The sequence below is a fragment of the Streptomyces sp. NPDC048288 genome (assembly GCF_043201555.1).
GTDB lineage: Bacteria > Actinomycetota > Actinomycetes > Streptomycetales > Streptomycetaceae > Streptomyces.
Window position 1 is genome coordinate 166,378 of record NZ_JBICZD010000008.1, and the last position, 12,429, is coordinate 178,806.

The 12,429-nt window shown below is 73.1% G+C and carries 12 protein-coding genes; 8 read left to right on the forward strand and 4 right to left on the reverse strand.

Features of this window, described 5'->3' with window-relative positions:
- The first annotated feature begins 130 nt into the window (after positions 1-130).
- Positions 131-1,198: a chaplin family protein gene (locus ACGFZS_RS28355; RefSeq protein ID WP_393797491.1), complete on the forward strand. Its 1,068-nt coding sequence runs from the start codon at positions 131-133 to the stop codon at positions 1,196-1,198.
- An 85-nt stretch (positions 1,199-1,283) separates the two neighbouring features.
- On the opposite strand, the gene ACGFZS_RS28360 is transcribed toward ACGFZS_RS28355, so the two are convergent.
- Positions 1,284-1,472 carry a DUF5703 family protein gene (locus tag ACGFZS_RS28360; RefSeq protein WP_007380901.1) on the reverse strand — a complete coding sequence of 63 codons (189 nt, stop codon included), beginning with the start codon at positions 1,470-1,472 and terminating at the stop codon, positions 1,284-1,286.
- Positions 1,473-1,519: 47 nt separating this feature from the next.
- Here ACGFZS_RS28360 and ACGFZS_RS28365 point away from each other — a divergent pair, with 47 nt between their 5' ends.
- Entirely contained in the window at positions 1,520-2,221 is a 702-nt protein-coding gene (locus ACGFZS_RS28365; RefSeq protein WP_393797492.1) for a hypothetical protein, read from the forward strand.
- Between the two features lie 98 nt (positions 2,222-2,319).
- Here the strand turns inward: ACGFZS_RS28365 and ACGFZS_RS28370 are convergent, their stop codons facing one another.
- Both ACGFZS_RS28370 and ACGFZS_RS28375 read right to left on the reverse strand, forming a co-directional pair.
- Positions 2,320-4,629 (reverse strand): helix-hairpin-helix domain-containing protein, encoded by a 2,310-nt coding sequence (locus ACGFZS_RS28370; RefSeq protein WP_393797493.1) that lies wholly within the window; start codon positions 4,627-4,629, stop codon positions 2,320-2,322.
- Complete coding sequence (locus tag ACGFZS_RS28375; RefSeq protein WP_393797494.1) at positions 4,626-5,609, reverse strand: aldo/keto reductase; 984 nt, start codon at positions 5,607-5,609, stop codon at positions 4,626-4,628. The genes ACGFZS_RS28370 and ACGFZS_RS28375 overlap by 4 nt, the downstream gene beginning before the upstream one ends.
- Positions 5,610-5,808: 199 nt before the next feature.
- Between ACGFZS_RS28375 and ACGFZS_RS28380 the strand changes: the two genes are divergently transcribed.
- Together ACGFZS_RS28380 and ACGFZS_RS28385 are read left to right on the forward strand one after the other, a co-directional pair.
- Positions 5,809-6,864: an LLM class F420-dependent oxidoreductase gene (locus ACGFZS_RS28380; RefSeq protein WP_393797495.1), complete on the forward strand. Its 1,056-nt coding sequence runs from the start codon at positions 5,809-5,811 to the stop codon at positions 6,862-6,864.
- Between the two features lie 221 nt (positions 6,865-7,085).
- Entirely contained in the window at positions 7,086-7,865 is a 780-nt protein-coding gene (locus ACGFZS_RS28385) for a ferritin-like domain-containing protein (RefSeq protein ID WP_393797496.1), read from the forward strand.
- A gap of 1 nt (position 7,866) precedes the next feature.
- Here the strand turns inward: ACGFZS_RS28385 and corA are convergent, their stop codons facing one another.
- Positions 7,867-8,871 carry a magnesium/cobalt transporter CorA gene (gene corA, locus ACGFZS_RS28390; protein WP_393797497.1) on the reverse strand — a complete coding sequence of 335 codons (1,005 nt, stop codon included), beginning with the start codon at positions 8,869-8,871 and terminating at the stop codon, positions 7,867-7,869.
- A gap of 62 nt (positions 8,872-8,933) precedes the next feature.
- On the opposite strand from corA, the gene ACGFZS_RS28395 reads away from it, so the two are divergent.
- From ACGFZS_RS28395 to mshC, 4 genes are all read left to right on the forward strand, one after another.
- A complete protein-coding gene (locus ACGFZS_RS28395; RefSeq protein ID WP_393797498.1) occupies positions 8,934-9,620 on the forward strand; it encodes a histidine phosphatase family protein in 687 nt (228 codons plus the stop codon).
- A 101-nt stretch (positions 9,621-9,721) separates the two neighbouring features.
- The gene (locus ACGFZS_RS28400) at positions 9,722-10,312 is read left to right on the forward strand and encodes a DUF3090 domain-containing protein (protein WP_355716660.1); all 591 of its coding nucleotides are present in this window, start codon (positions 9,722-9,724) and stop codon (positions 10,310-10,312) included.
- Positions 10,276-11,091 carry an SCO1664 family protein gene (locus tag ACGFZS_RS28405; RefSeq protein WP_393797499.1) on the forward strand — a complete coding sequence of 272 codons (816 nt, stop codon included), beginning with the start codon at positions 10,276-10,278 and terminating at the stop codon, positions 11,089-11,091. The genes ACGFZS_RS28400 and ACGFZS_RS28405 overlap by 37 nt, the downstream gene beginning before the upstream one ends.
- Before the next feature lie 93 nt (positions 11,092-11,184).
- Positions 11,185-12,414: a cysteine--1-D-myo-inosityl 2-amino-2-deoxy-alpha-D-glucopyranoside ligase gene (gene mshC, locus ACGFZS_RS28410; protein WP_393797500.1), complete on the forward strand. Its 1,230-nt coding sequence runs from the start codon at positions 11,185-11,187 to the stop codon at positions 12,412-12,414.
- Positions 12,415-12,429: the final 15 nt, after the last annotated feature.

The following is a 12,429-nucleotide window of genomic DNA, read 5'->3' on the forward strand; positions in this document are numbered from 1 at the left end:
CCCTGAGGGGGCGTCTTTCCGTCGGCCCCGGAGCGCGCGCCATGCGCTCCGGGGCCGACCGGTTTTTCTGCGGGCTCTTTCCGCGGGAAATGCAAACGGTCAGGATCCAAGGCAGGGGGGAATTCACACAATGCGACAGGGTGCCCGTAAGGGCCTTATGACCATGGCCGCGGCGACCGGCGTCATCGCCGCGGCGGGCGGCTACGCCCACGCCGACTCGGGGGCCGTCGGCTCGGCCTCCGACTCACCCGGCGTACTCTCCGGCAACACGGTGCAGGCGCCGGTGCACGCGCCGGTGAACGTCTGCGGCAACACCGTGAACGTCGTCGGCGCCCTCAACCCGTCGGTGGGCAACAAGTGCGCCAACCACGGCGGCCACGGCGGTTACGGCGGTTACGGCGGTTACGGCGGTTACGGCGAGCACGGCGGTTACGGGGGGCACACGGGCCACGGCGGCTCGCACGCCGGAGGCCACACCGGGGGCTCACCCGGGGTCGGCTCGGGCAACACCGTGCAGGCGCCGATCGACGTTCCGGTCAACGTCTGCGGCAACAGCGTCGACATCATCGGCGTCGGCAACACCGCCGTCGGCAACGAATGCGCCAACGACGGGGGTTCCGGACATTCCGGCGGCCCGGGCGGCGGTCACTCCACGCAGCCTCCCGGGCACGGAGGGCATGGGGGTCACGGTGGGCATGGCGGTCACGGCGGGCATGGCGGGCATGGCGGGCATGGCGGGCATGGGGGCCACGGTGGGCATGGCGGCCACGGTGGTCACGGTGGGCATGGGGGCCACAGTGGGCATGGGGGCCACGGCGGTAATCCGCCCGGTAACCCGGGGACTCCGGGTCAGCCGGGAACCCCGGGGCAGCCAGGTCAGCCAGGGCACCCGGGCAACCCGGGCCAGCACCCGGGCACGCCTCCCGGTCACCCCGGTCACCCCAATCACCCCGGCGGGCACGGGAGCCAGACCGTCCCGACCGGGACTCATGGAACTCCCGTGACCCACGGCACCCCCGGACCCCACGGCTCCGCCCTCGTCGACCCCCTGGGCAGCCGCTCGGTGACCCAGCCCGTCACGGCCGCGCAGCTCGCGCACACCGGGAGTGACCTGTCGCTGGGCCTCGTGGCCCCGGCGGGCGTCGGCGCGCTGCTCGCGGGCGCGGTGCTGTACCGCAGGGCGCGCGCCGCGGCGTAGCGCACGGACGGTGACGCACCGGCACCGGTGCGTGGTACGGAACGGGCCCCGTCGACCCGGGGCCCCTTCCGTCAGTCGGCCAGTCTCACCATGTGGCACGCACCTGGCGGATGATCCGCCGGCGCAACCGCACCCTGCGGCTGCCGTCGCGCATGAGGCTCAGTCGGTCCAACTCCCAGTGTCCGTACTCGGCATGGTCCGTCAGCAGTCGTGTGGCGTCCTTGCGGGAGACCCCGCGAGGTACGTACACGTCGACAAATTCGTATTCCGGCATCGCATCTATTGTGCGGGCTGGTGCCCGGTACGGATAGCGTCTGCACTATGTCTGATGCTGCGCAGCCCACCGCTGCCGAGGTACGCGCCGCCGCCGAGGCGGTCAAGACCGCGCTCGACCGCCATCTGGCCGCGGTCGAACGCAGGTCGGGGGAGGACGACCCGGCTGTCTACGAGGCGTTCAACCAGCTGGCCGCGGCCGCCGAGGTCTACGACGAGCTCCTTTACGACCGCTACGACGAGGTCACGCCCTTCGAGATCCCCGGTGCGGACGACTCGCTGCCCCCGTACGCGGGTCCAGAGGAGCCGAACGCGATCAGCGTGCTGATCCGCCGCGACTACGCCGTGGCGGAGCCGCAGCGGCTGCTGGCGCAGGCCCAGCGGGTCGAGGCGGCGGAGTACGACGACGGCCCGGGCACCGACGCGGACGCCGCCGGCACGATCCACGGGGCGCTGGGGATCCTGTTCGGCGAGTTCGAACCGGACGAGATCGCCTCCCGGCACAAGGAGTTCGGCCTGGAGGAGGGCGACTCCACGCTGTGGGTGACGGCGGCGGACGAACCGGCCGAGCCCGGGGAGTGGCTGGAGACACCGTTCGAGGCGGTCGACCCGCAGCGGGTGGTGTGCCGGTTCGACGTCAGCGCAGTCTTCGACGACGAGGACACCGACGGCGCGGAGGACGCCGACGAGCTGGAGGAACTCGACCTCGACGAGGACGAGGACCTGGAGCCGCTGGACGCCGAGCGCTGACCCCGTGGCCGGCCGCGGTGCCTTCCGAGAGATTCAGGCGGGAAGGCACCGCAGGCCGGAGCCGCGGCGGCTGATCGCCGCCGCGGCGGAGAAGCCGGTCAGTCCGCTGCCGGGACCTGGGTCTTGAGCAGCAGCGGCAGCCGGGTGGTGCGGGGCTTGGGCAGGGTCTCGGCCACCGCCTTCGGCAGGGCCTGTTCCACGCCGTGGACCACCGACAGATGGCGTTCGGCCCGGCTGAACGCCGTGTACACCCAGGGGCGGCTGAGGGTCGGGGCCGCGTCACCGGGGAGGACCACGACCGCCGCCGGCCAGCGGCTGCCCGCCGCCTGGTGGGCGGTGAGCGCCCAGCCCTGCCGGACGGACTGCTCCACCCGCTCCTTCGGTACGACGACGGGCACGCCCGCGCACGACAGGTGCAGTCCGTCGGCGTCCGCCTTCACCACCTGGCCGCAGACCGTACGGCCCGGCGCGGGGGAGTAGGCGATCCGGTCACCGGGGTCGAAGCCGCCGAACCGGCCGGGACCCGGATTGAGCCGTTCCTTCAGCGCCGTGTTGAGGGCGCGGGTGCCCGCCGCTCCGCCGTGGCCCGGGGTGATCACCACGGTCTGCTCGGCGGGGACGCCGATCGCGCGCGGCACCGAGTCGGCGACCAGCTGCACCGTCCGGTGCACCGCCTCGCCCGCGTCCCGCACCGGCACGATCACCAACTCCTTGCCGGGCGCCTCGACCTGGGTCAGCTCACCGATGCCGATCCCGGAGACCAGCTCCCCGAGCGGGCCGGGGTCGGGCGTGCGGGACGCGATCTGCGGGCAGACCCGGGCCGCCAGCAGATCGGCGAAGACCCGCCCGGGCCCCGCCGACCACAGCACCGCCGGATCCCCGCTCAGCACCAGCCGGGCCCCGTCGGGCAGCGCCTCCACCAGCACGGCCGCGCCCTCCACGTCCAGCTGGGGCGCGTCCAGCACGATCAGCAGGTCGAGATCGAGCGCCCCGTCCGCGTCCCGGCCGGGACCCTCGACGCCGGAGAGCAGACCGGCGACCGTCCCGACGGCTTCCTCACCACCGTCCTCCAGCACCGCCGCCAGCCGCCGGCGCCCCTCGGACGTGTGGGCGACGGCGCAGGCGCGCAGCCCGGCCGTCCGGGCGGCCGCCAGCAGCGCGGCGGGTTCGGCGCGGGCCGCCTCCCCGCCGGTGTGCAGCACCAGGCCGTGTCCGGCGACCGCCCGCAGCAGCTCGGCCGCACCGCCCGGGGCGGTCGCCGCGGCCTCCTCCCAGCGCTCCGAGGCGTCCTTGGCCGGGGAGTTGACCAGCCGGGCCAGGCCGTCGGCGAGGCTCTCCTCGGCCAGGGCGTACCGCTCCAGAGCGACCAGGACCCGGACCGGGCGCTCCTCCTCGCCGTCCTCGGGTTCGGGGGCGCCCGGATCCAGGGCGTCCTGGAAGACCAGCGCCTCGCCCTCGGCGATCGCGTCCTGCACGGCCGCCTCCGGGTCGGGCACCGCCCGCTGGGCCAGCGCGGCGGTGAGCGCCGGCATCTCCAGCGCGGTGTGCCCGGCCAGGGCCGCCTGTTCGAGGAGCCAGCCGGTCACGGCCCGGCCGCGCCGCTCGTCGTCCGGACCGCACTCCGCGCCGAGCAGTGCCCGGGCGAACCCGTCGGCCTGGTCCGGCCGGACACCGGCGACCCGGAGCAGCTGCCAGGGATCCTCCCGGAGCAGGGCGTCGGACCCCTCGCCGAGGGCGGCGGCGACCTGGGGCGCGAGCGACTCGGGGGCGCCGCCCTCGGCCAGGATCCGCCGTACCGTCGCGATCGTCTCCGTGGCGGGTGCCGCGACGGCCGGTGCGGGCTGGGGGCGGCGAACGGCCTCCGGGGCGGGGGCCGCCGGGCGCGGCGCCGGATCCGGGGCGGCGAACACGGTGGCCGCCGGCTTCTCGCCGCCCTCCACCGCGCGGATCGCCGCGAGCAGGTCGGCCGCCTTGCCGCTGAGCTTGGTGCCGCTCTCGACGGGCCCCTTCCGCTCGGCCCTCCGCCGCTCGATCCGCTCCCGCTCGACCCGCTGAGCGGCCAACTCGGCCTCGGCCTCGGACCGCTGGGGGGCGTCCGCCGCACCGGCCCCACCGGCCTCCGACGAGGCCGCCCCCGCCTGAACTCCGCTCGCGCCACCGACCCCGTCCGGCTCGCCGCCCTCGGCAACCGGCGAGCCGCTCGCACCGGCCTCCGGGGAGCGGTCCGCGTCGGCGTCGGGTGAGTCGCCGGCTCCGGCGGCCGGCGGGACACCCGCACCGGAGTCCGGCGAGCCGCTCGCTCCGGCCGGTCCGGCGGTGAGGTCGTCCCCGGCCCCCGCCGTCCCCCCGGCCGTGGTTCCCTCGTCGTCGGCCTCGGGCCCTGTGCCCAGCCCCGGCTCCGTGCTCACAGCGTGCTCCAGTCGTGATCGGGATAGCGGTGCACGGGCGCCGACACGTCGTCGAGCGCCCGGCAGATCTCGTCAGGAAGCGTAAGGGCCTCCACTGACAATGCCGCGATGAGCTGCTGCGCGTTGCGCGCGCCGACGATCGGCGCGGCCACGCCCGGCCGGTCCCGCACCCAGGCGAGCGCGATCTGGAGCGGGGTCACCGCGAGCCCGTCGGCGGCCGTCTGCACCGCGTCCACGATCCGGGTCGCGGTGTCGTCGAGGTACGGCGCGACGAACGGCGCGAGATGCTCGGAGGCGCCGCGCGAGTCCGGGGGAGTGGCGTTGCGGTACTTCGCGGTCAGCACGCCGCGTCCCAGGGGGGAGGACGGCAGCAGGCCGATGCCCAGGTCCAGCGCGGCGGGCAGCACCTCGCGTTCGACGCCCCGCTGCAGCAGCGAGTACTCCAGCTGCGTGGAGGCCAGCCGGGTGCGGGTGCCGGGCGCCGCGAGCTGCCAGGTCGCCGCCTTCGCGATCTGCCAGCCGCAGAAGTTGGAGACCCCGGCGTACCGGGCACGGCCGCTGCCGACGGCCAGGTCGAGGGCCTGGAGGGTCTCCTCCAACGGGGTGTCCGGGTCGTAGGCGTGCACGTGCCAGACGTCGACGTAGTCGGTGCCGAGGCGGGCGAGGGAGGCGTCGAGCGCGGCGAGCAGATGACCGCGGGAGCCGTTGAAACGGCGGTCGGGGTCGGGGACGCTGCCCGCCTTCGTCGAGATGATCAGGTCCCGGCGTGGCACCAGGCCTTCTATGAGCTGTCCGAGCAGGTACTCGGCCTCTCCGTCGCCGTACACGTCCGCGGTGTCGACGAGGGTCCCGCCGGCCTCCCAGAACGCCTTCAGCATGTCCGCGGCGTCGTGCTCGTCGACGTCCCGGCCCCAGGTGAGGGTGCCGAGTCCGATTCTGGACACGCGCAGGCCGGTACGGCCGAGATGCCTCTGCTCCATGACCGCGAGATTACTGGCCAGAGTTGGTGCGTTGGGTTGCCTGTGGATAACCGATTTCACAAGGCAGCGGTGCCTTGGAGGGGGCGCGACCAGCCCCCACCCACCCGCAGCCGAACGCGCACCGATCCCCCGTGCGAAAAACCTCCGCGCTAAGGTCGATCGCGACAGCGACGTTACTGATCGGTAAGGGGATGCGGCCATGCAACTCGGGATCAACCTCGGCTACTGGGGCGCCGGGATGGACGGGGACAATCTGGCCGTGGCGCAGGAGGCCGACCGGCTCGGGTACGCCGTGTGCTGGGCCGCCGAGGCCTACGGCTCCGACGCCGCCACCGTGCTCAGCTGGGTCGCCGCCCAGACCGAGCGCATCGACGTCGGCTCGGCCATCTTCCAGATCCCGGCCCGGCAGCCCGCGATGACGGCGATGACCGCCGCGACCCTCGACTCCCTCTCCGGCGGCCGGTTCCGGCTCGGCCTCGGCGTCTCCGGACCGCAGGTCTCCGAGGGCTGGTACGGCGTGAAGTTCGACAAGCCGCTCTCCCGCACCCGCGAGTACGTGGAGATCGTGCGCAGGGCGATGAGCCGGGAGCGGCTCTCGTTCGAGGGCGAGCACTGGACGCTGCCGCTGCCGGGCGGCCCGGGCAAGCCGATCAAGCTGACCGTGCACCCGGAGCGCGAGCACATCCCCGTCTACATCGCCGCCATCGGGCCGAAGAACCTGGAGCAGACCGGCGAGATCGCCGACGGCGCCCTGCTGATCTTCCCCTCGGCCGAGCACCTGGAGGAGACGGCCGTCCAGTACCTGCGCGCGGGACGGGAGAAGGCCGGCAAGACCCTCGACGGGTTCGACATCTGCCCGACGCTGCCGCTCGCCGTCGGTGACGACAAGGACGTGGCCGCGCTCGCCGACACCTTCCGCCCGTACACCGCGCTGTACGTCGGCGGCATGGGCAGCCGCAAGCAGAACTTCTACAACCAGCTCGCCCGGCGCATGGGGTACGAGCAGGCGGCCACCGAGGTCCAGGACAAGTACCTGTCCGGGGACAAGAACGGGGCCGCGGCCGCCGTACCGCACGACCTGATCGACCGGACCACGCTGCTCGGGTCCGTGGACCGGATCGCCGACCGGATGAAGGCCTACGCGGCCGCCGGGGTCACCACGCTCTCCCTCGCCCCCGCCGGCTTCACCCTGGACGAGCGGCTCGCCTCGCTGCGGGCCGGCGCCGAGGCCGTGGAGCGCGCCGGGCTCGCCTGACGCCCGGGAGAAGTCTGCGGCCGTGGTGGGGGCTCGGGGGTCTTCCCCGCCACGGCCGTCACGTAGAACAACGCGCCCGTGCCCGCGCGGTTACGCCCCCGGCGTGACCCCGGTGCTCCTCCTTTCGGCCGAGTCCGCCCGCACAGCTGTTGCAGCGCCCGCGTTGCGGCATTTGACTGATTCTCCGCGGGTCTGGTGAGTCCTCCGGAGAGGTGCCCACGATGCTTTCGGCCAGGAGTCTGTTCCAGGAGATCGTCGAAGACGACGAGTCCTTCCGGCTGTTCTGCTCCATCGCGGCCAGCGGGGAGTCGCAGGGCGGCTGGGAGAACGGCAGGATCGCCGCCCTGGTGCCCCCGGGCGAACGCGGCCTCGCCCCCAAGATCGCCCGCCACGGCGCCGACGAGGACAAGCACGGACGCATCTTCCGCGCCCTGCTGAAGAAGCGCGGGCTGGCACCCGCCCCGGTCCCGCCCGAGACCGACTACACGGCGCTCCTGGAACGGCACGGCATCGGGCTGGCCCACGACCGGCTCAGGGCCGACCGGCCGCTCGGCGTGCCGGACATCGTCACCTACCTCGCCCACAGCCGGGTCACCGAACAGCGCGCCTCCGAGCAGATGGAACTGCTGCGCCGGCATTTCGCCGACCATCCCGACCTGGGCCGCGCGGTGCGCATGATCTCCGACGACGAGGACAACCACCTCGCCTACTGCCACGAGGAGCTGCTGCGCCTGGCCGCCGCCGGGCACGGCCGCGCCATCCAGCGCACGCTCCGCGCCTGCGCGCTCGCCGAGATCAGGATCTACCGGGACGTCAGCCTCGCCGTCATGGCCCACATGGGCCGCATCCTGGGCTGGCCGAGGGCCAAGTCCGCGCTCCTCGCGCTCGGCATCCACGCCGTCTACGGCTACGAACGCGTCCTCGGCTGGCGCCGCATGGTCTCCCTGCGGATGCCCGAGCACCGGAACGCCCTGGGCCGCCCCGCCACCGAATACGCCTGACCTACATCCAGCCGCGGCGCTTGAACAGCCGGTACAGCACCGTCTCCAGGAAGGCCATGACCAGGATCACCGCCGGGTACGACCAGTACCAGTGCAGCTCGGGCATGTGGTCGAAGTTCATGCCGTAGATCCCCGCGATCATCGTGGGCACCGCCGCCATGGCCGCCCACGCGGAGATCTTCCGCATGTCGTCGTTCTGCCGGACGCTCATCTGCGCGAGATGGGCGCCGAGGACGTCCGACACCAGCCGGTCCAGGCCCTCCACGCTCTCGTTCACCCGCAGCAGATGGTCGTTGACGTCCCGGAAGAACGGCCGGGCCTCCGCGTGCACGAAGGGCACCGTCACCCCGCTGCCGTACGGGCCCACGCCCGCCAGCTTGGTCATGGGCAGCGCCAGCGGCACGGTCGCCCGGCGGAACTCCAGGATCTGCCGTTTGAAGGTGTAGATCCGCGAGGCGGTGTGCCGGGAGCCGCCGCCGCTCGGTGAGAACACCTCGGCCTCCAGCTCCTCCAGGTCGTTCTGCAACTCGGTGGCGACCGCCAGGTAGTTGTCGACGACCGCGTCGGAGATCGAGTGCAGCACCCCCGTCGGCCCGTGCTTGAGCATCTCGTGCTGCTCCTCCAGATGCCGCCGGATGTCCCCGAGCGGCGAGGGCGTCCCGTGGCGCACGGTGACCACGAAGGAGTCCCCGATGAAGAGCATCAGCTCCCCGGAGGTCACCGTGTCGCTCCTCGGCTCGTACGTCACCGGCTTCAGGACGACGAACAGCGAGTCGTCGTACACCTCCAGCTTGGGCCGCTGGTGGGCGGTCAGGGCGTCCTCGACGGCCAGCGGATGCAGCCCGAACTCGTCGGTGACCAGGTCGAACTCGCGCTCGGTCGGCTCGTAGAGGCCGATCCACAGGAAGCTGTCGCCCCGCGCGCGTGTCTCCCCGAGGGCGTCGGAGAAGTCCTGCGGGGTCTCCGTCCGCTCCCCGTCCCGGTAGATGGCACAGTCGACGATCACGGAGAGTATTGTCCCGTCGCCCGGCCGTCGGCGCACTCCGGCGTGCGCCTACCCTGGGCCGCATGCCCACGCTGATCCTCGTAAGGCACGGACGGTCCACCGCCAACACCTCCGGGGTGCTCGCCGGCTGGACGCCGGGCGTCGCCCTCGACGAGCGAGGGGCCTCCCAGGCCGCCGCCCTGCCCGGCCGGCTCGCCGGGCTGCCCCTCTCCGAGGTCGTCACCAGCCCGCTGCAGCGGTGCCAGGAGACGATCCGCCCCCTGCTGGACGCCCGGCCGGAACTCACCGCGCACACCGACGACCGGATCGGGGAGGCCCACTACGGCGACTGGTCCGGACGCAAGCTCGCCGAACTCAAGGACGAGCCACTGATGGAGGTCGTCCAGGCCCATCCGTCCGCCGCCGCCTTCCCCGGCGGCGAGTCCATGCGGGCCATGCAGACCCGGGCCGCCGAGGCGGTGCGCGAGTGGAACGCGCGCGTGGAGCGCGACCACGGCCCCGGCGCGGTCTACCTCATGTGCTCGCACGGTGACATCATCAAGTCCCTCGTCGCGGACGCGCTCGGCCTGCATCTCGACCTCTTCCAGCGGATCTCCGTGGAACCGTGTTCCGTCACGGCGATCCGTTACACCCGCCTCAGGCCGTTTCTCGTTCGTCTCGGGGACACCGGGGATTTCGCCTCCCTTGCCCCCCGGGAGGAACCTCCCGGGGAAGACGCCCCGGTCGGTGGCGGCGCCGGCGCGCCGTGATCGACAAGCGCAGTAGGGTGAAGCGATCCACGTAAGCGACCGCACAGGTCGCGACGTCGCCCCCCGAGCCCACGCACCCTCGATTCCCATGGAGACAGGACGTGTCCCGTCAGGTGTTCCTCTACGATCCGCCGGACCGCTTCGTCGCGGGCACGGTGGGACTGCCCGGACGCCGTACGTTCTTCCTCCAGGCCACGGCCGGCCCCCGGACGACCAGCGTGGCCCTGGAGAAGACCCAGGTCGCCGCGCTCGCCGAACGCATGGACGAACTCCTCGACGAGGTCGTGCGCCGCAGCGGCGGCAACGCGGCGGTGCCCGCCGTGGCGCCCACCGAGATCAGCGACAGCGCCCCCCTCGACACCCCCGTTGAGGAGGAGTTCCGCGTCGGCACCATGGCGCTCGCCTGGGACGGCGAGGAAGAGCGCATGATCGTCGAGGCGCAGGCCCTCGTGGAGCTGGACGCCGACTCCGAGGAGGACCTCGCCGAGGCCGAGGAACGGCTCCTCCAGGACGAGGAGAACGGGCCCCCGATGCTGCGGGTCCGGCTGACCGGCGCGCAGGCCAGAGCTTTTTGCAAGCGCGCCCTGGACGTCGTCAACGCCGGGCGGCCGCCGTGCCCGCTGTGCAGCCTCCCGCTCGACCCGGAAGGACACGTATGTCCGCGCCAGAACGGATACCGCCGCGGAGCGTGACCGCCGCCGAGCTGCTCGCCCAGGGTGAGCTGAAGGTGCGCGGCCGGATCCGCGACGCCTCCAACGCGGCGCTCTTCTGCACGGTCGCGCAGGACGGCGAGGAGGCGTCCTGCGTCTACAAGCCGGTCGCCGGGGAACGCCCGCTGTGGGACTTCCCCGACGGCACCCTCGCCCAGCGCGAGGTCGCCGCCTACGAGGTCGCCCGCGCCACCGGCTGGGACCTGGTCCCGCCCACCGTGCTGCGCGACGGCCCGTACGGCGAGGGCATGGTCCAGCTCTGGATCGACGTCGCACCCGACGCCGCCGAGCTGCTCGCCCTGGTGGACGCCGAGGAGCCGGAGCCCGGCTGGAGGGCGATCGGGTTCGCCGACGTCGGTGAGGGGAAGACCGCGCTGCTGGTGCACGCCGACGACGAGCGGCTGCGCCGGCTCGCCGTCCTGGACGCCGTGATCAACAACGCCGACCGCAAGGGCGGCCATCTGCTGCCCACCGCCGACGGCCGGCTCTACGGCATCGACCACGGCGTCACCTTCAACGTCGACAACAAGCTGCGCACCCTGCTGTGGGGCTGGGCGGGCGAGCCGCTGCCCGCCGACGCCGTCGAGGTCCTCGAAGGGCTGCGTACGGCCCTGGGCGGGGCGCTGGGCACCCGGCTGGCCGAGCTGATCACCACGGCCGAGCTGGACGCCACCCGCGCGCGGGTCGACGCCCTGCTCACGGCGGGCAAGCACCCGGAACCGAGCGGGGAGTGGCCCGCCATCCCCTGGCCGCCCGTCTAGGCACATCGACCGCGCAAGATCAAGAGTGCCTTCCCGGTCATCTGGCCTGGTCCGGTTCGTATACCGAACTCGGGTCCGGTTACGCTCATGTACATGCATGCCTGGCCCGCTTCCGAGGTCCCCGCCCTGCCTGGTCAGGGCCGCGACCTGAGGATCCACGACACCGCGACCGGCGGTCTGGTCACCCTCGACCCCGGTCCCGTCGCCCGTATCTATGTCTGCGGCATCACGCCGTACGACGCGACCCACATGGGGCACGCGGCGACCTACAACGCGTTCGACCTGGTTCAGCGCGTGTGGCTCGACACCAAGCGGCAGGTGCACTACGTCCAGAACGTGACGGACGTCGACGACCCGCTGCTGGAGCGCGCGGAGCGGGACGGCGTCGACTGGGTCGCCCTCGCCGAGCAGGAGACCACCCTCTTCCGTGAGGACATGACCGCCCTCAGGATGCTGCCGCCGAAGCACTACATAGGCGCGGTCGAGGCCATACCCGGCATCGTGCCGCTGGTCGAACGGCTCCGCGACCTCGGCGCCGCCTACGAGCTCGACGGCGACGTCTACTTCTCCGTCGAGTCCGACCCGAACTTCGGCAAGGTCTCGAACCTCGACGCGGCCGCCATGCGGCTGCTCTCCGCCGAACGCGGCGGCGACCCGGACCGCCCCGGCAAGAAGAACCCCGTCGACCCGATGCTGTGGATGGCGGCCCGCGAGGGCGAGCCCAGCTGGGACGGCGGCTCCCTCGGCCGCGGCCGGCCCGGCTGGCACATCGAGTGCGTGGCCATCGCCCTCGACCACCTCGGCATGACCTTCGACGTCCAGGGCGGCGGCTCCGACCTCGCCTTCCCGCACCACGAGATGGGCGCCTCGCACGCCCAGGTGCTCACCGGCGAGTTCCCGATGGCCAGGGCGTACGTCCACGCCGGCATGGTCGGCCTGGACGGCGAGAAGATGTCCAAGTCCAAGGGCAACCTGGTCTTCGTCTCCCGGCTCCGCCACGACGGCGTCGACCCGGCGGCCATCCGCCTCGCCCTCCTCTCCCACCACTACCGCAGCGACTGGGAGTGGACCGACCAGGTCCTGGCCGACGCCGTCACCCGCCTCGACCACTGGCGCGCCGCCGTCTCCCGCCCCGACGGCCCGCCCGCCGAGACCCTGGTGGAAGAGATCCGCGAGGCCCTCTCCACCGACCTGGACGCCCCGACCGCCCTGGCGGCGGTGGACCGCTGGGCCACCCTCCAGCAGACGGAGGGCGGCACGGACACGGGCGCACCCGGCGTCGTTTCGCGAGCGGTGGACGCCCTGCTGGGCGTGGCCCTTTAGAAACCGCCGGCGGTC

What these genes read in the sequence shown, in the direction of transcription:
- ACGFZS_RS28355 (WP_393797491.1), top strand. Translation starts at nt 131, where the DNA reads ATGCGACAGGGTGCCCGTAAGGGCCTTATGACCATGGCCGCGGCGACC.
- ACGFZS_RS28360 (WP_007380901.1), bottom strand. Translation starts at nt 1,472, where the DNA reads ATGCCGGAATACGAATTTGTCGACGTGTACGTACCTCGCGGGGTCTCC.
- ACGFZS_RS28365 (WP_393797492.1), top strand. Translation starts at nt 1,520, where the DNA reads ATGTCTGATGCTGCGCAGCCCACCGCTGCCGAGGTACGCGCCGCCGCC.
- ACGFZS_RS28375 (WP_393797494.1), bottom strand. Translation starts at nt 5,609, where the DNA reads ATGGAGCAGAGGCATCTCGGCCGTACCGGCCTGCGCGTGTCCAGAATC.
- ACGFZS_RS28380 (WP_393797495.1), top strand. Translation starts at nt 5,809, where the DNA reads ATGCAACTCGGGATCAACCTCGGCTACTGGGGCGCCGGGATGGACGGG.
- ACGFZS_RS28385 (WP_393797496.1), top strand. Translation starts at nt 7,086, where the DNA reads ATGCTTTCGGCCAGGAGTCTGTTCCAGGAGATCGTCGAAGACGACGAG.
- ACGFZS_RS28395 (WP_393797498.1), top strand. Translation starts at nt 8,934, where the DNA reads ATGCCCACGCTGATCCTCGTAAGGCACGGACGGTCCACCGCCAACACC.
- ACGFZS_RS28405 (WP_393797499.1), top strand. Translation starts at nt 10,276, where the DNA reads ATGTCCGCGCCAGAACGGATACCGCCGCGGAGCGTGACCGCCGCCGAG.
- mshC (WP_393797500.1), top strand. Translation starts at nt 11,185, where the DNA reads ATGCATGCCTGGCCCGCTTCCGAGGTCCCCGCCCTGCCTGGTCAGGGC.